This window comes from Streptomyces atratus (genome assembly GCF_900119365.1).
GTDB classification, from domain to species: Bacteria; Actinomycetota; Actinomycetes; order Streptomycetales; family Streptomycetaceae; genus Streptomyces; species Streptomyces atratus_B.
Genome location: NZ_FPJO01000007.1, coordinates 282,990 through 308,721, shown reverse-complemented (window position 1 = coordinate 308,721; position 25,732 = coordinate 282,990). Strand labels below are relative to the sequence as shown.

The following is a 25,732-nucleotide window of genomic DNA, read 5'->3' as shown; positions in this document are numbered from 1 at the left end:
TATTCCGTCATGTCCTCGAGGACCTTGTCGGTGATGGTCGAGATTGTCTGCCGGGAGACGTCAGCCCCGTAGACCTCGGCGAGGCGGGCCTGGACCTCGCCGGTCGTCAGGCCCTTCGCGGCGAGCGAGATGACCACCTCGTCCACGCCGGACAGGCGCTTTTGCCGCTTGCGGACGATTTTCGGCTCGAAGGAGCCTTCGCGGTCCCTCGGCACGGTGATCTCCACCGGTCAGATGTCGGTCAGTACCGTCTTGGAGCGGCTCCCTTTGCGGGAGTTGCCGCCGTTCTTCCCAGCCGGATCGTTCCGGTCGTAGTCGAGGTGATCGGTGATCTCACCTTCCAGCGCGGACTCCAGCAGCCGCTTGGTCAGCTGCTGCAACAGCCCGCCCTCGCCGGTCAGCTGAAGGCCCTGGCCCGGCTCACCAGCTTCGGACTCCTCGAGTTCGGTCACGCCGTCGCTCGTCATCGATGCATCTTCCTCGATCAGGAGTTACACCGTTCGTTTTGCAGTTCCGCGGGGCGCGCATCACCATTGGCATTTGAGGATCCTCGCGGGAATCGAATGGGCGGTTTCGGCGAACAGGATCCGGGCCCACCCATCTGATCGACAGTGACTCTCGAGGTCGCGAACCTGTCGGCGGGCGCTTTCTCATCAGAGTCTGCTGGTCAGGTCGGGTCCCAGGCCGTCCTCGTACGCGTCCGGCGTTGCGAGCCCCTCGGGCGTGGCGGCTCCGAAGTACGTCGGCTCGCCGGGCTCGGGAGGCGCGTCGAGCAGGGTAACGAGTTCTTCCAGCGCGGCGGTGAGTCGTGGAGCGTTGTTCCGGTAGACCTCGGGGTGCGGGCGTCCCGCGAAGTCGTACCACCCCCAGATGTCGTGGTGCACCGACAGTTCGGCCGAGAGGCCGGTGGGTGCGGTAGAGAGGGACAGGCCGACCAGCTGTGGCTCTTTTCGGGGTTGCCTGACCGCGTCGATCCACGTACCCGGGCCGATCACATTGATGTCCGCGATGTCGGCGGAGGGGTATGCAGAGGGGCGGCTGCCCCGCACCCGACTTGGGACGCTCGGTTCCCCCAGTGGCCTGGTGAGCTCAAGAGTGCTTGTGATGCCGGTCGGTCCGACGTCCAGGACGTACCAGCTGTACTTGAGCTCGATGGGGGCGAGGAGCTCCACCCGGGCAAGGACGTCACACATCCGCGCCGCGACCGAGAGGGCAGACTCCAGCCCCGGTGCTGCAGTGTCATAGAGGTCCCAGCGCCAGGAACCGCATTCCCGCGGCGCACGCTTCAAGGTCGACACAAGAGCCTCCAGAGAAAACCAGGCGCGTCTGGTGGGGCGACAAGTGAGGGAGCGGATACTCGTGGCCACATGAGTCGACCTGGGTGTGGTTTGACAGCGATATTCCTGTGGAGCGCGGACGATCCCGGCTTGGGCGGGGGCTCAGTCTCCACCAGTGCTGGTTGCCAAGTAGTCGTTGATCTGCCGCAGGCGCTGCCAGGCGGCGGCGTCGGTACCGTCGCCGAGCGTGTAGTGCAGGGCAGGTCGGGTGGCCGGGCCGAGGTGGACGGGAGCGGTGTCGGTGAGGGCTCGGCGGGCGTGGTCGAGGCCGAGCTCGGCCACGGCGTCGGGGCCGAGGGTGAAGGCGAGAGGCACCGGGGGAGGCTCGTGGTGGGCCGGGGTGGTCAGATCCGCTCGTGCGGTGCGCAGTTGGCCGACCATCGTGGCGAGGTTGTGTCTGGCCGCCAGGGATCCGGCCAGCTCGGGCATGGCATCCACCGGAGTGTGCTGATCGGCGCGGTAGCCGACGGCCAGCGTGATGTGCTCTTCGACGCCGAGGCGGGTGCGGGCGGTGCGCACGGTGGCGATCGCCGGGTGGTCGGGGGTGCCGATTGCCACGGCCCAGGTGGGCAGGGACTGCTGGGCGCGGGTGCGGGCCAGGTCGGTCAACTGCCGTGGTGACCAGGGAACGCTGACGGGTTCGGCGGTTGCCCATCCGGCGGGCGGGGCTCCGGTGAGTGTGCGCCAGGCCTGTTCCAGGGCGCCGCCCAGGACGAGATGCCCGTCGGCGGGGTGGACCGTACGGATGGAGAGCAGTAGTTGCCGTTCGCCTTCGGTGCCGGGTCGGGGACGGAAAGCGTCCGCGATCTGAGGTCTGTCGTCGGCGGTGTGGGTGAATCGCCCGTTGTGCCAGTGCAGTACGGCCCCGGAGAGGCCGTCGTAGTACCCGCACTCGGGGTCGCTCACGACCCAGCGGGAGGGCAGCCCGTCCAGCAGTGTGCGGGCGGGGAAGGTGAGCCGGGTGCTGGGCGGGGTGACGAGCTGGAGTTCGCGTTCGGTGCGGGCCGCGTTGCGCACCACGTCGGTCAGCCAGGTCGTGGCAGCGATCACGGGGCGGCCCTGGATGACGACGGCGGCCTTCTCGGTGAGCAGGTCGACGCCCAGGGGGAAGGTGTCCGCGGCAGTGTCGGCGAGATCGGTCACGACGTCGGTGTGACCGGTCTCGCGCGGCCAGACGGTACCCCCGTGCACGGCGACCAGCCGCCCGGCGACGGACCCGGCCAGCCGCGCGGCCCCCTCCACGGAACTGGTCGCCCGCGCCTCGGTCCACCACACGGGCGACTCCGCGCGCACGTCCGGCCCGAGCAACCTGGCCACCTCACCCGGTACTTGGAGGTATCGGGGCGCTTCGAGCGACACCAGCGCCTGCCCGGCAGCCGTGCACAGTTGGGCGACAGACCCGTCGCCCGCCCGATTCACGAGCAGATCGGGACCGCCGGCATGCAGCCCGGCCAACAGCGTCCTGGTGTCCGGCATCTGCGGGGTGAGGGCTATGACGTCCTGAGTCATTGGCTGCTCCTGAAGTGGTGGAACGCGTCATCCCTCTTCGGTGGGCTTGAGAGGCCAACCGCAGCGTCAGTCCCGCAGGGTGTGGACAGCCGGAGAAGAAGAACCGGCTCCAGATGACGCAGATGCGCGGCCGGGCATGCTCTTCTTGAGGAGCGGGAGAGGTGCCCGCACAGGCGTCTATTCGCGATGCCAGTCGCGGACAATGTTACCTTTATCGTCCCAAGTGGTTTCTTCCCGAAGTGAATAGATGTCATTATCGAAAAACTTTCGAGACTTCAGGGCGCCATTGGGGTGCCATTCCAGGAACTCCCCTGATGCGACGCCATTGATAACAGCTCCCCGCAATCTCAAAGAGCCATCCGGATGCCACATCTGGGACAATCCGTTCTTGATTCCATCGACGTAGGTGTCGAGGCAGACCATTTGCCTGTCCTGATATTCTGCGGCCTCTCCCGTGAACAACTCTCCGCGATAGAGTAGGCGATGCCCCATGTCCATATCGACATCAGGGTCATCGATGTCGATGCGATGCACCTGGTTCATCATGGAATCCAATTCTCGTCGCTCGGTGGATAGCCCGTAAATCGACCGCCCCCGTGCACGGTGACCAGCCGCCCGGCGACGGACCCGGCCAGCCGCGCGGCCCCCTCCACGGAACTGGTCGCCCGCGCCTCGGTCCACCACACGGGCGACTCCGCGCGCACGTCCGGGCCGACCAACCGGGCCACCTCACCCGGCACTTGGACGTACCGGGGTGCTTCGAGCGACACCAGTGCCTGCCCGGCAGCCGTGCACAGCTGGGCGACAGACCCGTCGCCCGCCCGATTCACGAGCAGATCGGGACCGCCGGCGAGGAGCCCGGCCAACAGCGTCCTGGTGTCCGGCATCTGCGGGGTGAGGGCTATGACGTCCTGAGTCATTGGCTGCTTCCTGGCACGAGAAGTGGGGATACGGGGCTGGTGTCAGTACCGACCCGACAACTCCTCCAAGGCGTCCAGGGACGATGCCTCCTGAGGGGTGTCCTCAGCGATCACGCCGATCTCGGGCCGGGCCGGGCACTTGGCCAGCCAGTCCAGTGCTGCGAGCGGGACGAGACCTCGCCCGTGTGCTTCTCGCAAGTTCAACAGCCAGGCTGCTCCCGCGTCGAACGCCTCGTCTCCGGCCGCAGTCCGGGGTGCATAACCAGCGGCAGCATCGCCGACGGAAGCCCAGACGAAACCGAGCGTCCTCCCGTCCCGCTGAATGGTGAAGTACCGAACCGGGTGCTCAGTGATCTGCTCGTACTCGTCCTCGGAGTGCGGAATGCGGGACTGCAGCAGGTTTGCCCGGTTAAACCCTTCGAACGTCCCCCAGGAATCGTCGTAGGCGGGACCCTCGATCCGCAGGTCCTTGAAACCGGTCTCGCTCGGTGCCGCGTAGCGGTTCTCGTCCCCGGGTGTGGGTGCCCTGCCAAGCAGTACCGAGATGCCCTGCAGCGCGGCAGCGAGCCGGGGAGCGTTCGCCGCGTGCACCTCAGGCTGTTCTCGGTCGCGTGTGTCCATCGTCAGCCAGGCGTCGGAGTACGTCTCCAACGTCGCGACGAGCAGTTTGCCGCCCCAAACCTCCAGATGGATTGCGAACAGTTTCTCCGCGCGATACTTGAATCCTGGCTCCAGCCACAAGCCAGGGCATTCGATGCGGATGGTGACGACGAAGTTCCCATCGAGCGCCTCGGCTTGTTCCACAGCCTGCGCGAGGGCCGATTGTGGAGCCAGGGGGGCCGTCTCCATACGCAGGCTCCTCACGTCGAGGAGGACATCACGTGGGTTGTCCCGGTTATTGACTCGAACGCTGACCTCCCTGCCGGGCAGGGCAAGCTCCCGTTCAGCCAGCTCGTTCCAGATTGCTGCCGCGATCTGTGCGGCACGGGTGGGCCGGATCTCACCACTATCCGCAGTAAGTTCCCACGTCCAGTCGCCAATGGGCGTCGAGGTGATCACAACATGTCCTTGGGGTCGAGCTTGCTGCCGGGCGGGATCACGAGGTTTCCATCCTCCAGACGTACGACAAATGCGATGCCTTCGCCCTTCGGTCCGTTCCCGCCGCGATGAATGTCCATCAGGGCATCGTATGAGCCGTTTGTCATCCAGTCCGCGCGAGTCCCTCGCCCACCGTCCACGAGCAGCACGTGGTGGTCAGCTTCGGCTCTCGCCAGCTGAAGCAAGTTATGGCCTCTGGTGATTTCGCTGACTGGATCCATGGGGTCGTTGAGGTGTTTCATCTGGTAGCCGTAGACCGCACCGAACTCGTCCTTGATACGGATGTCCATGTCGGCGCCGACCGGAACCTTCTGCTCAAAGTCGATGGCGTGTGCGGGCACGCCACTCCTGACCAGGTCGTCTGCGAAGATGAGCTGGTCGGCACTGGGCTGGAACATTTGCTCCCTTTTTGCCCCCAAGGATGATATGACCTGCCCGAGCCTGTCGCTTTGATTGAATTGCCCAGAGGCGATGACATCGGCTACCCGCTGGCCGTCGGGTTCCGAAGCGAGCCGGTCAAACACCCTCTCAAGGACATTAGGCTTCGGCCGTTCCTTGCCAGGGATTCCCTTGATCGCGTCACGAATGCGTTGTTCTGTCTCGCCCCCGCGAACCATGGATTGTCCATCGCCGTCCGGCGATGGACCGTCAGGCGTCGCGGGAACATCCCCGTCGGACCCACCGCGGCCGTCGGAGCCATGGGATGCGCCCGCTCCGTTCGGAACGCCGTCATCAGGATGGCCGTCCGCGCTCCCATGTTCACCGGATTGACCGCCCTGCCCCTCATTCATCGGATCGGTGCGATCACCGTTCTCGCCGGGTGTGTCATGGCTCGCTTGTGGCGACCTGCGGTCGCCCGCATGTGCCGAGCTCTCGCCTGTTCGAGCGCCCACGCCGACCGGTTCGCGGTCACCGTTCGGCCGGCCGGCGCCCCGTTCGGCGGCGGAGGGTTCGTGCCTGGCCGGGGCCAGGTTGGGTTTGCCGTCGGGGTCCAGGGGGACGAACTTGCCGTCCTTGTCGACCCGGTAGCGGCTGTCGAGGTCGAAGGCGCCGTCGGGGAACTTGGTCTTCGGGATCTGGAGGTGGTCGCTGACGTTGGCCAGGACCTGGGAGACCTTGGGCAGGTCCGAAAGTGCCTTGGCGGCCTTGAACGTGCCGGAGAGCGGGTCGAGGGCGTCGCCGATCTTCGCCATGGTGCCGGCGACCTTCGCGATCGTGCCGCCCTTGCCGAGCTTCGCGGCAGCGGCGAAGGGGCCGGTGGCGAGGGTGAGGATGTTGAAGGAGACCACGGCGTGGGCGCGAGCGGGATCCTCGTTCGCCATGTCGTACGCGATGAACTGCTTGCCGAACTCCTTCGCGTACGCCTTGCTGTCGCGCTGCCAGTCGGACAGGTGCTCGTCCTGGCCGAACAGGTCCATGCCGTAGGCGTAGCCGCCGACGGCGGTGCGTCGCAGACCGTCCCAGGCCTGGTCGCGCGCCTCGCCCCCGTGAAAGCCGACGAGGGTGCCCAGGCCGTCGATACCGCCCCAGATGCTGTCCTTGGCTATGCCGTCCCACGCCCAGCTCTTGGCCCCGTGCCCCCACCACTCCAGGCTCCAGCGCTCATAGGTACGCCCTTCGGGGCTGCCCCACGGCAGGTCCTTCATGCCCTTGAGCGTGTCGGCGTTCTGGCCGTACATGCCGAGCCCGTGGGTGCCGTCGTCGATGATCCACGCGGGGCGGCAGGCAGCGGGGCTGATCGCGTTGATCTTGTTGGCCGCGTTGCGTTCGGCCTCCTGGAAGGCCGCGCGCGCCGCATCCACGCCGTCCATCAACGCCTGGTGCGCGTCGGTCTTCTTCTCGTCCTTGGTCCAGTCGTCATCGCCCCGGACGCCGTCGACGAAGCCGATCGCGTCCAGCTTCAGCTGCTTGAGCCGGTCGGCGTGCGGCTTGGCCTCGCCTCGTGCTGGGCGCGGGCGGCCATGGCCAGGTCACCCTCGATGTACTCGGTGGTGGCCTTGACGGTGCCGTCCATCGACTTCTTCGTGCGGGCGGCCATGAACCTGATCCGCTGCTGGGTGTCCGAGATGAAGTTCGCCACCGCGGCGCCGACCGGTCCCGCCGGTGCCTCGCCGCAGTACGGCCCGCTGATCGTCCCCGCGTGCAGCGCGGCATCCTCCACGCTCTCGCCGTAGCCCCTGACGCTCTTGCTCAGGTCCTCGGCGGCCAGACCCACCAACGACAGAACGGACTCCACCCCGCTCGGCCTGATGTCCCACCCCGTCATGCCGTTCCCCTGCATCCCCCGGCCGATACGTCTCGTCACCTGCGTCCGGCAACACGCGTGCCGCCGACGACAAGATCTTCATCTGTATCAAGGGGCTATTAGCACTGGCAACGCAATTCAAGCCAAACGTGTGTTGGATTGGACACACAACGTGGTGTCGGAGTGCTGTGGCGACCGCAGCCAGCTGTCAGGTGAGCAGCTGAATCCGTCTTCTCTGTCTCTTGTCGTCGACCCGCGAGGCTATGGCCGGACGGCTGGGCGGTGCGGCCGGTGGTGTTTGCGCCAGGGAACGAGGGTGTGTGTGGGCGTCCCGGCCGCGCTATCGCTTCGGCGAGCCCGCCCGGACCGAGCGGATCACGCCCGCCGCGGCGATGAGGAAGCCGACGCCCATCAGCATGCACAGCGACCAGGCGATGGACGGGAGCGGGTGGGTGCCGAGGAAGAGGGGGGCCATGGTGGCCAGGGTGGACAGTGCGCCGATGAAGAAGACGATCGCGCCGATCCGGACCAGCCGGTCACCTGCGCCAGAAGGTGTAGTACTCACCCCGCCAGGGTAGTTCCCGGCAGCGGCGGTCAACCCCGCGGTCAACCCCGCCGTCAACCCCGTGGTGACCGGTGTGTGAAGCAGGCGCCGTTTCCGGACAGAGTCCGGATGACCAGGCTTGACGGGGGGTACTCCCCCTGGGGAGGCTGCTGCCAGCAGGGGAGCACCACCACTGGATAGCCTGACCTGCTGAGGATTTGTTCCGGCATACAGGTTGCATACGGGTTGAGATGGGGTGCGTGCTTTGCCGACTGGCAAGGTCAAGTGGTTCAACAGTGAGAAGGGCTTCGGCTTCCTCTCCCGCGACGACGGCGGCGACGTCTTCGTGCACTCCTCCGTGCTCCCCGACGGCGTCGATGCCCTCAAGCCGGGCCAGCGCGTCGAATTCGGGGTCGTCGCAGGTCAGCGTGGAGACCAGGCGCTCTCGGTGGCGATCCTGGACCCGACCCCGTCCGTCGCGGCCGCGCAGCGCCGCAAGCCGGACGAGCTCGCGTCCATCGTGCAGGACCTGACCACCCTGCTGGAGAACATCACGCCGATGCTGGAGCGCGGCCGGTACCCGGACAAGGCGGCCGGCAAGAAGATCGGCGGCCTGCTGCGCGCGGTCGCCGACCAGCTGGATGTCTGATCCCGCTCGGCGTCCGGTCCCGCTCGACGTCTGACCCTGCTCGACGTCCGAGAACGGGCGCGGCTCAGACGAACGACAGTGCGTCGGGGCCGAGGGGCGGTACCAGCCCCTCGGCCGCCGCGCGGGTCAGCAGTCCGCGGATCGCCGCGTAGCCGTCCTCGCCGAGGTCGGCCGTGAACTCGTTGACGTACAGCCCGATGTGCTGGTCCGCCACGGCCGGGTCCATCTCCTGGGCGTGCTCCAGCACGTACGGCCGGGACGCCTCCGGGTCGTCCCAGGCCATCCGTACCGAAGTGCGCACCGAGTCGGCGAGCAGCTTCAGCGTGTCCGCGCCCAGCGACCGCTTGGCGATGATCGCGCCGAGCGGGATCGGCAGCCCGGTCGTCTCCTCCCAGTGCCGGCCCATGTCGGCGAGGTTGTGCAGCCCGTAGTTCTGGTACGTGAACCGGGCCTCGTGGATGACGAGACCGGCGTCCACCTTCCCGTCGCGCACGGCGGGCATGATCTCGTCGAACGGCATCACGACGATCTCGCCGACTCCGCCCGGCACCACCTCGGCCGCCCAGAGGCGGAACAGCAGATAGGCGGTGGAACGCTCGCTCGGTACGGCGACGGTCCGGCCCGTCAGGTCGGTGTCCGCCCCGTCCTTCGTGAGGACGAGCGGTCCGCAGCCCCGGCCCAGCGCCCCGCCGCACGGGAGCAGCGCGTACTCGTCGAGCACCCACGGCAGGACCGCGTACGAGACCTTGAGGACGTCGAGCTCACCGCGCTCGGCCATTCCATTGGTGATGTCGATGTCCGCGAAGGTGACATCGAGGGCGGGCGCGCCGGGGACCCTTCCGTGCGCCCAGGCGTCGAAGACGAAGGTGTCGTTCGGGCACGGCGAGAAAGCGATCCGCAGCGGATTCGACGGGTCAGGAGTCGTTTCGGTCATGGTGGGTCCAACCTTCCAGTACGGGTACGAGCTTCCCGAACGCCTCGGTGAGCGCGGACAGCGCGTCGCCGATGCGCCAGGCGTCCCGGTCGCGCGGGCCGACGGCGTTCGAGACGGCCCTGATCTCCAGGACGGGCACGCCGGCGCGGTCGGCGGCCTCCGCGACCCCGAAGCCCTCCATGGCCTCGGCGCCGGCCGCCGGGTGCGCGGCGAGCAGCGCGGCGGCGCGCTCGGCGCTGCCGGTCACGGTGGAGACGGTGAGGATCTCGGCGGTGAGCGCCCCGGTGGCGGCGGCCACGTCCCGTACCCGCGCGGGCGGTGGCGTGAACCGGTCGCGGCCGAAGCCCAGGCCGGTGACGGGCACGAAGCCCTCGGGGGTCTCGGCGCCCAGATCGGCGGCGACGATCCCGCTCGCGACGACGAGCGAGCCGACCGGGGCGACGGGTGCGAATCCGCCGCCGATGCCGGCCGAGACGACGAGGCCGTACGGTCCGGAGGCGAGGCCGAAGGCCGTCGCGGCGGCCGCGGCGGCCGGTCCGGCGCCGCCCGCGAGGACGTCGAAGGGGCCCGCGCGGTGGAGTTCGGCGCCGGGAACCCGGTGCGCCCGCACCTCGGAAATGTCCCCGCACGCACGCGTGACCGCGTCCCGTTCTGCGGGGACAGCGGTCACGACGAGCACACGCACGGGGGAACCTCCGAGGTCAGGAGGGTGTCAGGAGGACTTCTTCAGTTCGAAGTGCCAGACGCCGGTCAGCTGCTTGCCGCTGGTCTCCACGATGCTGATCTGCGTCTTGTCCGTGGTCTCGCCGGTCTGGCTGGAGAAGAACGCGCTGCCCGGGATGGACCGGTAGGTCTTCTTGTACGGCTCCTGCTCGGCCTGCTGGCCGTTGATGAACAGGGTCCAGCCGTTGTCCGCGATCTCCGGGTCGACGCCGAAGCGGACCTTGTCGTCCATCGCGACCTCGACGGACTTCTCCGCCTTCTTGTTGAGGCAGCTCTGGTACTCGGACTTCTTGAGCGGCTTGCCGTCGTTGTAGCAGGTGGCCTCGGAGCTCACCGAGTTGCCGCCGACCGTTACGGTCGCGAGCGGCGTCGGCTTGTCGCAGGCGGAGAGGACGAGGAGTCCCGCGGACACGGCACCAAGAGCGACGCCGATTCGGCGGCCCTTACCGGAGAAGAACGCAACGGTCATGGGCCGAAGGCTATCGGTCGCTCCGGTTCACGCCACGCGGGGGTGCGGCGAGCCGTGTCGCGCGGCGCCCAGCAGACCCCGTACGGACGTTGCGGCGCCGAGGGCGAGGATGCCCGCGGCGACCGACATGCCCAGTACGCCGTTGAGGGGGAGGAGGATGCCGATGCCGCCGCCGACCACCCAGGCCATCTGGAGCAGGGTCTCGGAGCGGGCGAACGCGGAGGTGCGCACCTCTTCGGGTACGTCGCGCTGGATCATCGCGTCCAGCGAGAGCTTCGACAGGGCCAGCGTGAAACCCGCCGTGGCGCTGAGCGCGGCGACCATGACCGTGCTGAAGAAGAGCGCGGCGAGCACGGCGACCCCCAGGGCCAGGGCCAGCACCGAGACGACGATCACCTCGGGGCCGCGGGCCCGCAGCCAGGAGCCGACCGCCGTACCGGACGCGTTGCCCACGCCGGCCGCGACGCCGACGATGCCGAGCGAGACGGCGGCGCTCTGCCCGGAGAACGGGTGCTCGCGCAGCAGGAACGCCAGGAAGAAGATCAGGAAGCCGGAGAGCGCGCGGTGCGCGGTGTTGGCCTGGAGCCCGTTCAGCACGGACGGGCCCACGGACCGCAGACCGGGCCGCTTCCCGCCGTTGCGCTCCCGGCCCCTCGCCCGGCCCCTCCAGGGCCCCCTCGTCCCGGACCCGGGCGCCACCGTGCCGTGCGGCGGCACCAGCTGGGCCTTCCGCTCGCCCTTCGAGGAGTCGACCTTGTGCGGCAGCGTGAAGGCGAGAACCGTCCCGCCGATGAAGATCACGCACGCGCCGTACAGCGGCCAGCCGGGCCCGAGGATCTGCAGCCCCGCCCCGACCGGGGCGGCGATTCCGGTCGCCAGCAGCCCGGCGAGCGTGACCCGGGAGTTCGCCTTCACCAGGGAGAAACGCGGCGGCAGCAGACGCGGCACGACCGCACTGCGCACCACCCCGTACGCCTTCGAGCAGACCAGGACGCCCAGCGCGGCCGGATACAGCTCCAGGCCGCCGGTGGCGACCGCGCCCGACATGGTGAGCGCGAGCACCGCGCGGGCCAGCATCGCAGCGGCCATCGCGGCGCGCCGGCCGTGCGGCAGCCGGTCCAGGAGCGGGCCGATCACGGGGGCGAGGAGCGTGAAGGGCGCCATGGTGATCGCGAGGTAGAGGGCGACACGGCCGCGGGCCTCGTCCGTCGGCACGGAGAAGAACACCGTCGAGGCGAGCGCGACCGTGATCATCACGTCGCCCGCGCCGTTCACGGCATGCAGTTCGATCAGTTTGCCGAGCCCGGACTCCCCGGCGCCATGGGCGTGCGTCGCCTTCCGGATGCCCCTCGCGGTACCGGTGAACGGCAGGTGGAGAGCATGGCCGATCGCCCGGCCCGTCCTGCGGAGCGGGCCGGGCCCCTCGTGCGACCTGGCGGAAGTCACCTCGTCATAGTGCCCCAGCAGAGGTGGCGGCGAACCGGCATCGGCGCGGGGCGCGGTGCACTCCGCCCTGTCGGGCCAGCGATCCGGCCCGGCCCGGGGCCGGGGCCGTCCGTGAGTGGCCGGGGGAGGTTTTCCCAGCGGATTCGTGAGGGATTCGCAGGGGATTCGCCGAGCACACGACACCGGATACGGCCTTGTTTGGGACGGGCAGGTGGGCGGGGGGCGGCGGAGAGGGTAGCGTGCCTAGCGCGCCACCGGCGGTTGTTCTCGGCCGCGCGCCTCTCGGCGATCCCGCAGAATGGGTTGCAGAAGGTGCGCCCGAGGCAGGCAGCAACGGGTGTGGACGTCGACGCGGCCCCCAGGTCCGCTCCGCCCGCATCCGTCATGGCCGAAATCGATGGATGTGCTGGCGCGCTCGTGAGACTGGCGTAGGAGAGAAGCGAGACCTGTGAGTGCTGCGACGACGCGAAGCCGTACGGCCCGTACCCCTGTTCCCGACCGTCTGTGCGCCGAGGCGGTAGACCTTGCCCGCGCGGCGGCCGAGGAGGCAGCCGCGCCAGGGGTCGTCGGTGAGCATGTGGGCGTGGTCTCCGAGGGGGACCGGGTCGTCACGCACTTCTTCGAGTGCGAGGAGCCCGGCTACCGGGGCTGGCGCTGGGCGGTGACCGTCGCGCGGGCCTCCCGCGCGAAGTACGTCACCCTCGACGAAACGGTGCTGCTGCCCGGCAGCGACGCGCTGCTCGCCCCGGAGTGGGTGCCCTGGAGCGAGCGGCTGCGCCCCGGCGACATGGGGCCGGGCGATCTGCTGCCCACCGAGGCGGACGACATCCGCCTGGAGCCCGGCTACACCGGCGAGGACGAGCCGCCGCCGAACTCCGCGGTCTCCGAGGTGTCGCAGGAGATGGCCGACCTCGTCGACGCGGAGGACGCGGAGCTGACGACCCGCCCCGCGACGACGAGCCGGGGCTCGATCGCGGCGGTCGCGGACGAGCTCGGCATGCGGCGGGCGCGGGTGCTGTCCCGGTACGGGCTGCACGCGGCGGCCGACCGGTGGGACGAGGCGTTCGGCGCGAAGACGCCGATGGCGCAGGCGGCCCCGGCCTCGTGCGTCACCTGTGCGTTCCTGGTGCCGCTGGCGGGTTCGCTCAGGCAGGCGTTCGGGGTGTGCGCGAACGAGTTCGGTCCGGCGGACGGGCGGGTCGTGTCGCTGTCGTACGGGTGCGGTGGGCATTCGGAGGCGGCGGTGATGCCGAAGCCGCCGAAGCCGGCGCCGCACGCGCTGGACACGATGCAGGTGGACGAGTATCCGTTGCGGCCGGCCCGGGACTCCGGCTCGGTCCCGGCGGAGGCGGACGCGCCGACGGAGGACCTCGGCCACTCGTAGGCGGTGGCCGGGGCGGTGTGGCTTCCCTCGGGTGCGGGTTGCGGGTTGCTCCGGCGGGCCGGTTCCGTCCTCAAGCGCCGGACGGGCTTGAGCGGGATGCCGGGCGCCCCCGGCGCACCGCTTTGCCCTCAATCGCCGGGCGGGCTTGTTCTTGCCGCCCGTCCGGGGAACTCTCCGTCGGCCCGGGGATTTTCCCGCCCCTCGGAGACTTTCCGCGCGTTCGGGTTATTTGCCGCTCGCCCGGCAACCCCGGCCCGTCCGGTGATCGAGGACGGAACCCTGGCCGTGGTGGGCGGCGCGGCAGACTCCGGCCGGGGGCGGAGCCCAAGGGCCCGAACCGGCCGATGCGCTGTTCCGCGGTGCCCGTCCGGCGCGAGGACCCGGTACCTTCGGGCGCACACTTGGCGGCATGGGCAGTGCGTAACCGGAAAGAGCGGAGTCAGAGCGTGAGCATGAATGCGACCGAGGGGGCCGACCCGTTCGGGACCGCGCGGCTGCGGCGCGGTGTGCTCGACGCCTGGGGCGCCGGCCCCGCCAGGTTCCGCGAGGACGCCAACGCCGAGGAGGACCTCGCGCTCGGCGGCTACCGCGACCGCCTCGTCGTCGAGCTGGCCCAGAACGCCGCCGACGCCGCCGCCCGCGCACAGGTCCCCGGCCGGCTCCGCCTCACCCTGCACCCGGCAACCCCGGACACCCCCGCGGTCCTCGCCGCCGCCAACACCGGCGCGCCCCTCGACGCCACCGGCGTGGAGTCGCTCTCCACGCTGCGCGCCTCCGCCAAGCGCGAGGGCCACGAAGGCGCCGTCGGCAGGTTCGGCGTCGGGTTCGCCGCCGTGCTCGCGGTGAGCGACGAGCCCGCCGTCGTCGGCCGGCACGGCGGTGTCCGCTGGTCCCTCGCCGAGGCCCGGGACCTCGCCGCGCGGGCGGCCGTCGCCAGCCCCGGCCTCGGCGACGAACTGCGCCGCCGCGACGGGCACGTACCGCTGCTCCGCCTCCCGCTGCCCGCCGAGGGCACCGCACCCGACGGGTACGACACCGTCGTGGTCCTCCCGCTGCGCGACGGCGGCGCCGAGGACCTCGTGCTCCGGCTGCTCGACGCGGTCGACGACGCCCTGCTGCTCACCCTGCGCGGCCTCGACGAGATCGTGATCGAGACCCCGGACACCGTACGGACGCTGCGCCGCTCCGAGCACGGCCCGTACACCCATGTCAAGGACTCCGCGCACGGCACCAACCGCTGGCGCACCGTCACCCACCACGGCCCCGTCGAGCCCGCCCTCCTCGCCGACCGCCCCCGCGAGGAACGGCTGCGCCCGCACTGGTCGGTCACCTGGGCGGTCCCGGTCGACACGGAGGGCGCCCCGGTGCGCCCCCGCACCCTCCCCGTCGTCCACGCGCCGACCCCCACCGACGAACCCCTCGGCATCCCCGCGCTGCTCATCGCCTCGCTGCCGCTCGACACCGCCCGCCGCCACTTCGCGCCGGGACCGCTCACCGACTTCCTGGTGCAGCGCGCCGCCGACGCGTACGCCGAACTGCTCGCCGGCTGGCAGCCGGTGTCCGTCGACACCATCGACCTCGTACCGGGACCGCTCGGCAAGGGCGAACTGGACGGTGCGCTGCGCGGCGCGATCCTGGAGCGGCTGCCGCGCATCGCGTTCCTGGCGCCCGCCGCCCCGCGCGACCCCACCGCCGGGACGGACCGGTGGGACACCTGGGACGCGGCGGAGGACGGCCTCCCCGGGGCTGCCACCACCGCGCTGCGGCCCATCGAGGCCGAGGTGCTGGAAGGCGTCGGCGCCGAGACCGTACGGGTGCTCGCCGAGGTCCTGCCGTGTCTGCTGCCCGCCGGACTGGAACGCCGCAGCGAGCTGCGCACGCTCCAGGTCGCCCGCGTCCCGCTGACCGAGGCGATCGACCGGCTCGCCGGTCTGGAACGCGACCCCGGCTGGTGGCGGCGGCTGTACGACAGCCTGTCCGGCATCGACCCGGACCGCCTCTCCGGCCTGCCCGTACCGCTGGCCGGAACGCCGGAGACCGCGGACCCCGGGACCCCGGCCGTGCCCCGCACCACCATCGGACCCCGCCAGGTCCTCCTCCCGCTCCCCGATGCGCTCGCCGGACCGGTGCTGGAGCGCCTCGCCCGGCTCGGGCTGAAGGTCGCCCATCCGGACGCCGCCCATCCGCTGCTGGAGAAGCTGGGCGCCCTGCCCGCCACCCCGCGCGCCGTGCTGAAGACCCCGCAGGTGCGGGCCGCTGTTGCCGGTTCGCTGGACGCGGGCGAGATCTGGGACGAGGACGCCCTGGACGGCGACGAGCTCGCCGAGACCGTCCTCACCCTCGTCCGGGACGCCGAGCTGGCACCCGGCGACGAGCCCTGGCTCGGTGCGCTCGCCCTCCCCGACGAGGACGGCGAACCGGCCCCCGCCGGGGAACTCGTGCTGCCCGCGAGCCCGTTCGCGGCCGTCATGCGGGAGGGCGAACTGGCCCTCTGCGACCAGGAACTGGCCGACCGCTGGGGCGAGCAGCCGCTCACCGCCTGCGGGGTGCTGGCCACCTTCGCCCTCGTACGGACCACCGATGTCGTGCTGGACCCTGACGAACTGGAGCCGCGCGAGGGCGACTTCGCCGAGCCCGACGACGCCGGTCTGCTGGACGCCGTGGACGTGTGGTGCGAGGACATCCTCGACCAGCTGCCCGACACTTCTGTACCGCCGGTCGCCACCGAGATCGTCGCCGTCCGTGACCTGGACCTGGTCGACGACGAGGCCTGGCCGCAGGCGCTCGCCATGCTCGCCCGGCCGCCGCTGCGCGACGCGCTGACCCAGCCGGTGCGGGTGCTGCTGCCGGACGGCACCACGCAGTCCGTCCGCCCCTACACGGCCTGGTGGCTGCGCGACCACCCGGTGCTCGACGGCCGCCGCCCCGCCGGACTGCGGGCCGCGGGCGGCGACCCCCGGCTGGCCGGGCTGTACGACTCCGCCGACGCGACCGGGTTCGACGACGCGCAGGTGCTGCGCGCACTCGGCGTACGGACCTCCGTGGCCGCCCTGCTCGACGAGCCGGGCGGCGCCGCCGAACTCCTCGGCCGGCTCGCGGACGAGGACCGCCCGGTCGGCCCCGTACAGCTGCACTCCCTGTACACCGCCCTGGCAGACCTCGACCCGGAACAGGTCACGCTGCCGGACGAGCTGCGGGCCGTGGTCGACGGCGAGGCGCGGGTCGTCGACGCGGCGGACGCCGTGATCGCGGACGCCCCCGATCTGCTGCCGCTCACCGACGGGCTCCCGCTGCTCCCGGTCGCCCCGACGCGCGCGGCCGAACTGGCCGAGCTGTTCCAGGTGCGCCGGCTCGGCGAGAGCGTCGAGGCGGAGGTGTCGACCGAGGGCGAGGAGCACCAAGTGCCGGACGCGGTACGGGTCCTGCTCGGCGCCGGCACCCCGGACGTGTACGTCGAGCACGGCGAACTGCGCGCGGGCGGCGTCGAACTGGACTGGCGCCGCACCCCCGACGGCATGGTGCACGCCGCCACGCTGGAGGGCGTCGCGGCGGGCCTGGCCTGGGCGGCGGGGCAGTGGCCGCGCCGCTTCGAGGTCGCGGCGCTGCTGGAGGACCCCTCCCGTACGGAGGAGCTGGCCCGGGACCGCTGGTTCGACTGACGGGTCACGGGCGCCCGGGTACGCCTGCGGAGGGATCTTCGCAAGAATTTCATCTCCGTGTACAACCCTTCACATGCGTTGCGGGTCTGGTTTGACGAGTCAGCAGACTCACAGTCCGAACCAGCCCCGCCCGTGGCGCATCACGTGCCCGCGGGGCCTTTCTCCACTGGGGAAACACATGCGTATTCGTGCCACCGTGGCCGCCGTTTCCGGCGCCCTGGCCCTGTCTGCTCTGGCTGTCCCGGCCGCCCTCGCGGGCGACCACTCCGTTCCGAACCTGAACAAGCCGACGTCGGGTGCCGAGGTCTTCGGCACCGCCGCCGCCCGGGGGGTCTCGAAGGCCGCCGCGGCCACCGCCGCCGACGCGTCGGAACCCGTCATCTCCAAGGTCGTCGTCAACGGCGGCAAGGACGTCGTCCTGGGCACCACCGCCAAGAAGACGATCTCCATCTCCGTCACCGCCTCGCACGCCTCCGGCGTCGTCGACGCCTACGCCGACCTGTGGCACGGCACCAACCCGGACTCGCCGGACACCATCGACGGCGCGATCCTGCCGAACGAGGACGTGTCGACGTGCACCAAGGTCAACGCGACGACCTCGACCTGCAAGCTGACGTTCACGATCGACCCGCGCTACGACCTGTACAAGAACGCCCTGGCCGGCACCTGGCACGTCTCCGCGGGCGCGCTCGCCGGTAACCAGATGGACATCGCCTACACCGACTTCTACAGCACCGCCCGGGTGCAGCGGCTGTCGAAGCTGACGGTCAACGCCGCTCCGGAGCCGGTCAAGAAGGGCGGGACCATCACGGTCACCGGGAAGCTCTCGCGGGCGAACTGGGAGGACCACGCGTACCACGGTTACGCGACGCAGCCGGTGAAGCTCCAGTTCCGTAAGAAGACGAGCTCGACGTACACCACGGTGAAGACGATCAAGACGAGCAGCGTCGGGAACCTGAAGACCACGGTCAAGGCCTCGGTCGACGGCTACTGGCGCTACAGCTTCGCGGGTACGTCCACCACCCCGGCCGTCACCACCGCCGGTGACTTCGTCGACGTGAAGTAGTCCCGTTTCGGCCGCATCCGGCCACCTGTGGTCACCCGTGAGCAGCGGGATCCCTCCGCGAGGGGTCCCGCTGCTCACGCATCCCGCCCCGTGCATCCCATCCGGCCCCCAAGGCCTTTCTCCACGGAGAAACCCATGCGCATACGTGCCACTGTCGCCGCAGCCTCCGGCGCCCTGGTCCTGTCCGCCCTCGCCGTCCCCGCGGCGCACGCGGCATCGGCCGACCCCGTCATCTCCAAGGTCACCATCAATGGCGGCAAGAGCACCGTCCTGGGAGTGACGGCGCCGAGGACCATCACCGTCTCGGTCACCGCCTCGCACGCCTCCGGCATCGAATCCGGCTGGCTGATCCTGTGGCACGGCAAGGACCAGGACGAGGGCATGGACGGTGCCCTGCTGCCGAACGAGGACGAGGCGACGTGCAAGGCCGCGAGCGCGACCACCAGCACCTGCTCCCTCACCATCACCGTCGACCCCAGGGTCGACCTGCCGAAGAACGCGCTCGCGGGTTCCTGGCACGTCCTCGCGGGCGCCGAGGCCAAGGACGGCTCCAGCTACTACTCCGACTTCGCCGCCACCACGAACGTCCAGCGCTACTCGAAGCTGACCGTCAATGCCTCGCCGGAGCCGGTGAAGAAGGGCAAGACGATCACGGTGACGGGGAAGCTGTCGCGGGCGAACTGGGAGGACCACGCGTACCACGGTTACGCGACGCAGCCGGTGAAGCTCCAGTTCCGTAAGAAGACGAGCTCGACGTACACCACGGTGAAGACGATCAGGACGAACAGCGTCGGGAACCTGAAGACCACGGTCAAGGCCTCGGTCGACGGTTACTGGCGTTACAGCTTCGCGGGTACGTCCACCACCCCGGCCGTCACCACCGCCGGTGACTTCGTCGACGTGAAGTGACGACGCGAGGCAGCGACGTGCCGTGACGTAGGGGGCGGGGGACCGCCCCCTACGCCGGGAAGCGTCGGCTGACCAGCCGCCAGGCGTACTCCAGGCCGGCCGACGCCACCGCCGCGATGCCCACGGCGGCCCACGGCATCGTCGTCCCGACCAGCTTCAGCGCGAAGAAGTCCTGGAGCCACGGCACCACCAGCACGACCAGGAACGCCAGCCCCATCGTCAGCACCAGGCCGATCCGCCACCAGGTGTACGGGCGGGCGATGATCGCCAGCACCCACATCGAGACCAGGAAGAGCGTGAGCGTGGCCGCGCTGGTCTCCGCTTCGAGGGCGCCCGCACCGGTGTAGTGGTGCCGGGCGATCAGATACGTCACGAAGGTGGCGACGGCGGCGATGACGCCCGAGGGGATCGCGTACCGCATGACCCGGCGCACGAAGTGCGGATGCGCCCGTTCCTTGTTGGGGGCGAGGGCCAGGAAGAACGCCGGGACGCCGATCGTCAGCGTCGACAGCAGGGTCAGATGGCGCGGCAGGAACGGGTAGTCGACCTGGAAGCAGACCACCAGGACCGCCAGCAGCACCGAGTAGACGGTCTTGGTCAGGAACAGGGTGGCGACCCGGGTGATGTTGCCGATCACCCGGCGGCCCTCGGCGACGACGGACGGCAGCGTCGCGAAGCTGTTGTTCAGCAGCACGATCTGGGCGACGGCCCGGGTCGCCTCGGAGCCCGAGCCCATGGAGACGCCGATGTCGGCGTCCTTCAGCGCCAGAACGTCGTTGACGCCGTCACCGGTCATGGCGACGGTGTGACCGCGGGACTGGAGGGCGGCGACCATGTCCCGCTTCTGCTGCGGGGTGACCCGGCCGAAGACCGCGTTCTCCTCCATGGCCGTGGCCATGTTGTCCGGGTCGGTGGGCATCCGGCGCGCGTCCAGGGTGTGCTCGGCACCCGGCAGCCCCAGCTTTCCGGCGACCGCTCCGACGGAGACCGCGTTGTCGCCGGAGATGACCTTCGTGGCGACCTGCTGGTCGGCGAAGTACGCCAGGGTCTCCCCGGCGTCGGGCCGCAGCCGCTGCTCCAGGACGACCAGGGCGCTCGGCACGGCCCCGGCCGCGATGTCCGTCCCGTCGAGCGCACCCTCGGCGCGGGCCAGCAGCAGCACCCGCAGGCCCTGCTCATTGAGCTGCTCGATCTCGGCGAGCGCCGGATCCTGCTCGGGCAGCAGCACATCGGGGGCGCCGAGCAGCCAGGACGACTCCCGGCCGCCACCCTCGTCGAACGCGGCGCCGCTGTACTTGCGGGCCGAGGAGAACGGCAGCGTCTGGGTGCACCGCCACTGCTCGCCGTCCGGGTAGGCGTCCACGATGGCCTGGAGGCTGGCGTTGGGGCGGGGGTCGGACGAGCCGAGGGCGCCCAGCACACTGCGTATGTACGTGTCGTCCGCACCGCCCAGCGTCCGCACCTCGGTGACGTCCATGCCACCCTCGGTGAGGGTGCCGGTCTTGTCCAGGCAGACGACGTCGACCCGGGCCAGGCCCTCGATGGCGGGGAGCTCCTGTACCAGGCACTGCTTGCGGCCGAGCCGTATGACGCCGATCGCGAAGGCGACCGAGGTGAGCAGCACCAGGCCCTCGGGGATCATCGGGACGATGCCGCCGACGGTCCGGGCGACCGACCTCTTGAAGTCGTTGTTGTTGACGAAAAGCTGGCTGATGATCAGGCCGATCGCGGTCGGCACCATCATCCAGGTGACGTACTTGAGGATCGTGGAGATGCCGGTGCGCAGCTCGGACTGGACGAGGGTGAAGCGGGACGCCTCCTCGGCGAGCTGGGCGGCGTAGGCCTCGCGGCCGACCTTGGTGGCGGTGAAGGCGCCGCCGCCGGCGACGACGAAGCTGCCGGACATCACCGGGTCGCCGGGGTGTTTCAGCACCGGGTCGGCCTCGCCGGTGAGCAGCGACTCGTCGATCTCCAGGCCGTCGGCCTCGGCGACCGTGCCGTCCACGACGGCCTTGTCGCCGGGGCCCAGCTCGACGAGGTCGCCGAGGACGATCTCGGAGGTGGAGATCTCGGCCGAGACCCCGTCCCGCCGGACCGTGGGTTTCGCCTCGCCGATGACCGCGAGGCTGTCCAGGGTCTTCTTGGCCCGCCATTCCTGGATGATGCCGATGCCGGTGTTGGCGATGATCACAAAGCCGAAGAGGCTGTCCTGGACCGGCGCGACGAACAGCATGATCAGCCAGAGCACGCCGATGATCAGGTTGAACCGGGTGAAGACGTTGGCGCGGACGATCTCGCGCAGCGAGCGGGACGAGCGGACGGGTACGTCGTTGACCTCGCCGCGGGCGATTCGCTCGGCCACCTCGGCCGCGGTCAGCCCGCGTGGGTCCACGGCCGGGGCGGGCAGTCTCACCGGGTGGACCGGGTCGAGCTCGGCCCCGGCGTCGATCATGGCCGAACCGGGGTGGCCGGTGGAGCCGGTTGCTTCGGGAGTCTGCTCACCGAAGGAATGGGGTGCCCGCTGCGTCATGGTTTCGACGGTACGGGGCGATGTTCCGGTTCACCCACTGAGGGGCCCGAAGATCAGACCGGGGGAGGAGGGGAATGGTCCTGTGGTGGTACGGGGCCGGTGCCGGACCCTCAGAGCCTGTCGGTGGACGCGGAGGTGTCGGTGGAAGCAGCGGCCGCGGCGGCCGCCCGCTTGATCGCGGCGTCACGTCCCCGCACGTACCAGATGCCGATCAGGCCGAGCCCCGCACCGGCCAGACAGGTCCACACCCACCACAGGTGCCCGTGGTCGTCGAACCAGCCGTAGAACGGGAGCTGGACCAGGAAGAGGACGAACCAGAGGATCGTGCCGCCGGTGATGGTGGCGACGACGGGCCCCTCCAGGGGCTCGGGTGCCTCGTGCTTCGGTGTCCACTTCGCCATGACCTCAGTGTATGGGGCCCCTTCACTGCCCCGTGAGGACGGCGGCGCCGAAGCCTCCGCAGCCCGGGCGGCCCAAGGGTCTACGCGCGGAGATAGCGATCTTCGCCTTATGTATTCATACTGAATCTGCTTACGGCTGACTCGAATTATTCGTGTAAAAGTCCAAAGCTGACCACTTTCATTCCCCCTCTACGTACGACTGAGGTCATACATGTCCCCCTCGGCCACCGCTCCGGTCGACGCCAAGCAGCCCCCGGCTCCCCAGCCGCAAGGCGGCCTGGATCGCTTCTTCAAGATTTCCGAGCGGGGGTCGTCGGTTGCGCGCGAGATCCGCGGCGGATTCGCCACGTTCTTCGCGATGGCGTACATCATCGTGCTGAACCCGATCATTCTCGGCAGTGCGAAGGACATGTACGGCCATCAGCTCGACGGTGGCCAGCTGGTCACCGCCACCGTGCTGACCGCCGCGTTCTCCACGCTCCTGATGGGCGTCATCGGCAATGTGCCGATCGCGCTGGCGGCCGGCCTCGGCGTCAACACCGTCGTCGCTCTCCAGCTCGCCCCCCGGATGAGCTGGCCGGACGCGATGGGCATGGTCGTCCTCGCGGGCATCGTGGTGATGCTGCTGGTCGCGACGGGTCTGCGGGAACGCGTGATGCACGCCGTGCCGACCTCGCTCCGCAAGGGCATCGCGATCGGTATCGGCCTCTTCATCCTGCTGATCGGCCTGGTCGACTCGGGCTTCGTCTCCCGGGTCCCGGACATCGCGCACACCACCGTGCCGCTCCAGCTCGGCGGCGACGGCCACCTGAACGGCTGGCCGGTCCTGGTCTTCATCCTCGGCGCGCTGCTCACCCTCGCGCTGATCGTCCGCAAGGTGCCGGGCGCGATCCTGATCTCCATCGTCGCGATGACGGTCCTCGCGATGATCATCGATGCGATCGCCGATCTGCCGGGCCAGGCATGGGGTCTGACCGTCCCGCAGTGGCCGGGCAATCCGGTCGCCACCCCGGACTTCGGGCTGATCGGCGAGGTCAGTCTGTTCGGCGGCTTCGACAAGGTCGGTGTGCTCACCGGCATCCTCTTCGTCTTCACCGTGCTGCTGTCCTGCTTCTTCGACGCGATGGGCACCATCCTCGGGGTCGGCGACGAGGCGAAGCTGACGGACAAGGACGGCAACTTCCCCGGCATCAACAAGGTGCTGTTCGTGGACGGCATCGCCGTCGCCGCGGGCGGTGCGAGCTCCGCCTCCGCGGGCACCTGCTTCGTGGAGTCCACGGCGGGCGTCGGCGAGGGCGCCCGCACCGGCTTCGCGAGCATCGTGACGGGCCTGCTGTTCACAGTGGCGCTGTTCCTGACGCCACTGGCGACCATGGTGCCCTCGCAGGCGGCCACCCCCGCGCTGCTGGCGGTGGGCTTCCTGATCATCTCGGGCTCGGTGCGGGACATCGACTGGAGCGACTACACGCTCGCCATCCCGGCCTTCCTGGCCATGGTGATGATGCCGTTCACGTACTCGATCACCAACGGCATCGGCATCGGCTTCATCGCCTTCTCCGTGCTGCGGGTGGCGGCCGGACGCTGGCGCGAGGTGCCGGTGCCCATGTACGTGGTGTCGGCCGTCTTCGTCTTCTACTACGCGATGCCGGCCCTCGGCCTCACGTGACCTCTTCGGCCCTGATCCCCGCGGTCCCCTCGGGGCCGTAGAACCTCTCCGTCTCGTCGACGGCCGCCTTGAAGCGCTCGTCGAAGTCATCGCGAATGAGCGTCCGGACGACATAGTCCTGGACGCTCATTCCGCGTTTGGCGGCATGCTGCCGGAGCCGGTCGAGCAGCTCACCGTCTATCCGCAGGCTGAGCACAGTCGATCCCATGGCAAGCAGGGTTACGGCCCAGCGGGTCGTTTCGCGTCACTTTACGGATCTGACTCACTCGTTCGGGTGACCGATTGGGTGAAGTGCCTCTCGCGCGTGTAACACGAATGGTCTTTAGGGTAGGTAATGAGTTACGCTAATAAACATGCCTGACCTGATCCACGACGGCGACAGTGCGGCCGCCGTGAGCTCCCTTCGCTCCGCCGTGATGCTGCTCAGCCGGCGCCTCAAGCACCAGCGCGTCGACGAGTCACTGAGCCCCACCGAGATGTCGGTGCTCGGCACGCTCGCCCGGTGCGGCTCGGCCACACCGGGCGAGCTGGCCCGCAAGGAGCATGTGCAGCCTCCGTCGATGACTCGCATCGTCGCGCTGCTCGAAGCGAAGGGGCTGGTCAGACTGGAACCGCACCCCGATGACCGTCGCCAGAAGGTGGTCAGCCAGACCGAGCAGGCGGAAGCCATGCTCGAAGAGAGCCGCTCCAAGCGGAACGCCTGGCTGACCGCCCTCGCCGAGGGCCTGGACGAGGACGAGTGGGAGACGCTCCGCAAGGCGGCGCCCGTGCTGGAGAAGCTCGCCCACCTGTAGCGGAGCGGGCCGCGCCGGACCACAGCCGGCGCACCGCCCGTACCGCCGCACCCTGTCAGTCAGCGAAACGTATACGCCCGAGGAGGCGAACCCTTTTGAGTACGGGATCCGGAGCAGACTCCGCCCCCGCACCGACTTCCACCCACGAGAGCAAGCCCGGCGGGACCTTCTCGTCGCTGAAGATCCGTAACTACCGCCTGTTCGCCACGGGCGCCGTGATCTCCAACACCGGTACCTGGATGTCCCGCATCACGCAGGACTGGCTCGTACTGAGCCTCACCGGGTCCGCCACCGCCGTCGGCATCACCACGGCCCTCCAGTTCCTCCCCATGCTTCTGTTCGGCCTCTACGGCGGCGTCATCGCGGACCGCCTCCCGAAGCGGAAGCTGCTTCTCGTCAGCCAGGCGGCGCTCGGCCTGTGCGGGATCGCCCTCGCGGTGCTCACGCTCTCCGGTGTGGTCCAGGTGTGGCACGTCTACCTCATCGCCTTCCTGCTCGGCATGGTGACGGTGGTCGACAACCCGGCCCGCCAGTCGTTCGTGTCCGAGATGGTCGGACCCGCGCAGCTGCGCAACGCGGTCAGTCTCAACTCGGCGAACTTCCAGTCCGCCCGGCTCATCGGCCCGGCGGTCGCGGGTGTCCTGATCACCACGGTCGGCAGCGGCTGGGCCTTCATGTTCAACGGCCTGTCCTTCGCCGCCCCGCTCATCGGCCTGCTGATGATGCGTACCGGCGAGCTGCACAAGACCACCGTCGTACCCCGCGCCAAGGGCCAGCTGCGGGAGGGCCTGCGCTACGTCTCCGGCCATCCCGAGCTGATCTGGCCGATCGTCCTGGTCGGCTTCGTCGGCACCTTCGGGTTCAACTTCCCGATCTGGCTCACGGCCTTCGCGGACGAGATCTTCCACGGCGGCGCCGGGATGTACTCGTTCTTCAACATCCTCATGGCGGCCGGATCCCTGGCCGGTGCCCTGCTCGCCGCCCGCCGCCGCTCCTCCCGGCTGCGGATGCTGGTGGCCGCGGGCACGGCGTTCGGTCTGCTGGAGATCATCGCGTCCCTGTCGCCGTCCGTCTGGCTCTTCGCGATCCTGCTTGTCCCGATCGGCATGATCGGCCTGACGACCAACATCAGCGCGAACACGAGCGTCCAGATGGCCGCCGACCCGGCCATGCGCGGCCGGGTCATGAGTCTGTACATGATGGTCTTCGCCGGTGGTACGCCGGTGGGCGCCCCGATCGTCGGCTGGATCAGCGACGCCTACGGGGTCCGTACGGGCATGGCCGTCGGCGGCGCGTTCTCGCTGGTGGCCGCGCTCGGTGTCGGCCTGATGCTGGCCCGCGTCGGCGGCCTGCGCCTCCGCGTCGACCTGCGGCCCGGCCGCCCGCACGTCCGGTTCGTCCCGCGGGAGCAGCTGGCCGCGGCGGCGTGAGCGCTGCCTCGCGAAGCAC

The 25,732-nt window shown here is 69.8% G+C and carries 23 protein-coding genes and 1 pseudogene; 8 read left to right on the top strand and 16 right to left on the bottom strand.

What is annotated here, in order from left to right; all coding sequences use genetic code 11:
* Window positions 1-2: 2 nt before the first annotated feature.
* The 9 genes and pseudogenes from BT364_RS39175 to BT364_RS15770 form a co-directional block, all read right to left on the bottom strand.
* A pseudogene (locus tag BT364_RS39175) lies at window positions 3-467 on the bottom strand (transposase); the annotation flags it as partial.
* 186 nt (window positions 468-653) lie between these two features.
* Entirely contained in the window at window positions 654-1,298 is a 645-nt protein-coding gene (locus BT364_RS15805; protein ID WP_072485782.1) for a hypothetical protein, read from the bottom strand.
* Window positions 1,299-1,439: 141 nt separating this feature from the next.
* On the bottom strand, window positions 1,440-2,846 hold the full coding sequence (locus BT364_RS15800; RefSeq protein WP_072485781.1) for a DUF6177 family protein: 1,407 nt from the start codon (window positions 2,844-2,846) through the stop codon (window positions 1,440-1,442).
* A gap of 177 nt (window positions 2,847-3,023) precedes the next feature.
* Entirely contained in the window at window positions 3,024-3,392 is a 369-nt protein-coding gene (locus tag BT364_RS15795; RefSeq protein ID WP_256259799.1) for a toxin-antitoxin system YwqK family antitoxin, read from the bottom strand.
* Window positions 3,389-3,766, bottom strand: a complete 378-nt coding sequence (locus BT364_RS15790; RefSeq protein ID WP_072485780.1) for a hypothetical protein — start codon at window positions 3,764-3,766, stop codon at window positions 3,389-3,391. The genes BT364_RS15795 and BT364_RS15790 overlap by 4 nt, the downstream gene beginning before the upstream one ends.
* Before the next feature lie 42 nt (window positions 3,767-3,808).
* The gene (locus BT364_RS15785) at window positions 3,809-4,825 is read right to left on the bottom strand and encodes a hypothetical protein (protein WP_072485779.1); all 1,017 of its coding nucleotides are present in this window, start codon (window positions 4,823-4,825) and stop codon (window positions 3,809-3,811) included.
* Complete coding sequence (locus BT364_RS15780) at window positions 4,822-6,675, bottom strand: hypothetical protein (RefSeq protein ID WP_072485778.1); 1,854 nt, start codon at window positions 6,673-6,675, stop codon at window positions 4,822-4,824. Before BT364_RS15780 ends, BT364_RS15785 begins: the two co-directional genes overlap by 4 nt.
* Window positions 6,676-6,764: 89 nt before the next feature.
* Window positions 6,765-7,130, bottom strand: coding sequence for a DUF6507 family protein (locus BT364_RS15775; protein ID WP_072485834.1), 366 nt, complete (start codon window positions 7,128-7,130; stop codon window positions 6,765-6,767).
* Between the two features lie 319 nt (window positions 7,131-7,449).
* Window positions 7,450-7,674, bottom strand: coding sequence for a hypothetical protein (locus BT364_RS15770; RefSeq protein ID WP_072485777.1), 225 nt, complete (start codon window positions 7,672-7,674; stop codon window positions 7,450-7,452).
* A 244-nt stretch (window positions 7,675-7,918) separates the two neighbouring features.
* Here BT364_RS15770 and BT364_RS43950 point away from each other — a divergent pair, with 244 nt between their 5' ends.
* Complete coding sequence (locus BT364_RS43950; RefSeq protein WP_072485776.1) at window positions 7,919-8,302, top strand: cold-shock protein; 384 nt, start codon at window positions 7,919-7,921, stop codon at window positions 8,300-8,302.
* Window positions 8,303-8,366: 64 nt separating this feature from the next.
* Here the strand turns inward: BT364_RS43950 and BT364_RS15760 are convergent, their stop codons facing one another.
* The 4 genes from BT364_RS15760 to BT364_RS15745 are packed head-to-tail and all read right to left on the bottom strand — an operon-like array spanning window position 8,367 to window position 11,874.
* Window positions 8,367-9,236 carry a 1,4-dihydroxy-6-naphtoate synthase gene (locus BT364_RS15760; protein ID WP_072485775.1) on the bottom strand — a complete coding sequence of 290 codons (870 nt, stop codon included), beginning with the start codon at window positions 9,234-9,236 and terminating at the stop codon, window positions 8,367-8,369.
* Window positions 9,217-9,921, bottom strand: a complete 705-nt coding sequence (locus BT364_RS15755) for a futalosine hydrolase (protein ID WP_072485774.1) — start codon at window positions 9,919-9,921, stop codon at window positions 9,217-9,219. The genes BT364_RS15760 and BT364_RS15755 overlap by 20 nt, the downstream gene beginning before the upstream one ends.
* 27 nt (window positions 9,922-9,948) lie before the next feature.
* Window positions 9,949-10,428, bottom strand: a complete 480-nt coding sequence (locus BT364_RS15750) for a DUF2771 domain-containing protein (protein WP_072485773.1) — start codon at window positions 10,426-10,428, stop codon at window positions 9,949-9,951.
* Between the two features lie 27 nt (window positions 10,429-10,455).
* Window positions 10,456-11,874 (bottom strand): MFS transporter, encoded by a 1,419-nt coding sequence (locus tag BT364_RS15745; RefSeq protein WP_072485772.1) that lies wholly within the window; start codon window positions 11,872-11,874, stop codon window positions 10,456-10,458.
* Between the two features lie 448 nt (window positions 11,875-12,322).
* On the opposite strand from BT364_RS15745, the gene BT364_RS15735 reads away from it, so the two are divergent.
* The 4 genes from BT364_RS15735 to BT364_RS15720 all read left to right on the top strand — a co-directional run bounded on the left by BT364_RS15735 (window position 12,323) and on the right by BT364_RS15720 (window position 18,892).
* Window positions 12,323-13,258: a DUF3027 domain-containing protein gene (locus BT364_RS15735; RefSeq protein WP_079179483.1), complete on the top strand. Its 936-nt coding sequence runs from the start codon at window positions 12,323-12,325 to the stop codon at window positions 13,256-13,258.
* A 452-nt stretch (window positions 13,259-13,710) separates the two neighbouring features.
* The gene (locus BT364_RS15730) at window positions 13,711-16,917 is read left to right on the top strand and encodes a sacsin N-terminal ATP-binding-like domain-containing protein (RefSeq protein WP_072485771.1); all 3,207 of its coding nucleotides are present in this window, start codon (window positions 13,711-13,713) and stop codon (window positions 16,915-16,917) included.
* 178 nt (window positions 16,918-17,095) lie between these two features.
* The gene (locus BT364_RS15725) at window positions 17,096-17,983 is read left to right on the top strand and encodes a calcium-binding protein (RefSeq protein ID WP_072485770.1); all 888 of its coding nucleotides are present in this window, start codon (window positions 17,096-17,098) and stop codon (window positions 17,981-17,983) included.
* A gap of 135 nt (window positions 17,984-18,118) precedes the next feature.
* Window positions 18,119-18,892 carry a DUF5707 domain-containing protein gene (locus BT364_RS15720; protein ID WP_072485769.1) on the top strand — a complete coding sequence of 258 codons (774 nt, stop codon included), beginning with the start codon at window positions 18,119-18,121 and terminating at the stop codon, window positions 18,890-18,892.
* A 49-nt stretch (window positions 18,893-18,941) separates the two neighbouring features.
* On the opposite strand, the gene BT364_RS15715 is transcribed toward BT364_RS15720, so the two are convergent.
* On the bottom strand, window positions 18,942-21,422 hold the full coding sequence (locus tag BT364_RS15715; protein ID WP_072485768.1) for a cation-translocating P-type ATPase: 2,481 nt from the start codon (window positions 21,420-21,422) through the stop codon (window positions 18,942-18,944).
* A 110-nt stretch (window positions 21,423-21,532) separates the two neighbouring features.
* Window positions 21,533-21,823, bottom strand: a complete 291-nt coding sequence (locus tag BT364_RS15710) for a DUF2530 domain-containing protein (protein WP_072485767.1) — start codon at window positions 21,821-21,823, stop codon at window positions 21,533-21,535.
* A 211-nt stretch (window positions 21,824-22,034) separates the two neighbouring features.
* Here BT364_RS15710 and BT364_RS15705 point away from each other — a divergent pair, with 211 nt between their 5' ends.
* Complete coding sequence (locus BT364_RS15705) at window positions 22,035-23,489, top strand: NCS2 family permease (protein WP_072485766.1); 1,455 nt, start codon at window positions 22,035-22,037, stop codon at window positions 23,487-23,489.
* On the opposite strand, the gene BT364_RS15700 is transcribed toward BT364_RS15705, so the two are convergent.
* The gene (locus tag BT364_RS15700) at window positions 23,482-23,697 is read right to left on the bottom strand and encodes a ribbon-helix-helix protein, CopG family (RefSeq protein WP_072485765.1); all 216 of its coding nucleotides are present in this window, start codon (window positions 23,695-23,697) and stop codon (window positions 23,482-23,484) included. The genes BT364_RS15705 and BT364_RS15700 overlap by 8 nt on opposite strands.
* 145 nt (window positions 23,698-23,842) lie before the next feature.
* On the opposite strand from BT364_RS15700, the gene BT364_RS15695 reads away from it, so the two are divergent.
* Window positions 23,843-24,283, top strand: coding sequence for a MarR family winged helix-turn-helix transcriptional regulator (locus tag BT364_RS15695; RefSeq protein ID WP_072485764.1), 441 nt, complete (start codon window positions 23,843-23,845; stop codon window positions 24,281-24,283).
* A gap of 95 nt (window positions 24,284-24,378) precedes the next feature.
* A complete protein-coding gene (locus BT364_RS15690) occupies window positions 24,379-25,713 on the top strand; it encodes an MFS transporter (RefSeq protein WP_072485763.1) in 1,335 nt (444 codons plus the stop codon).
* The last annotated feature ends 19 nt before the right edge of the window (window positions 25,714-25,732 follow it).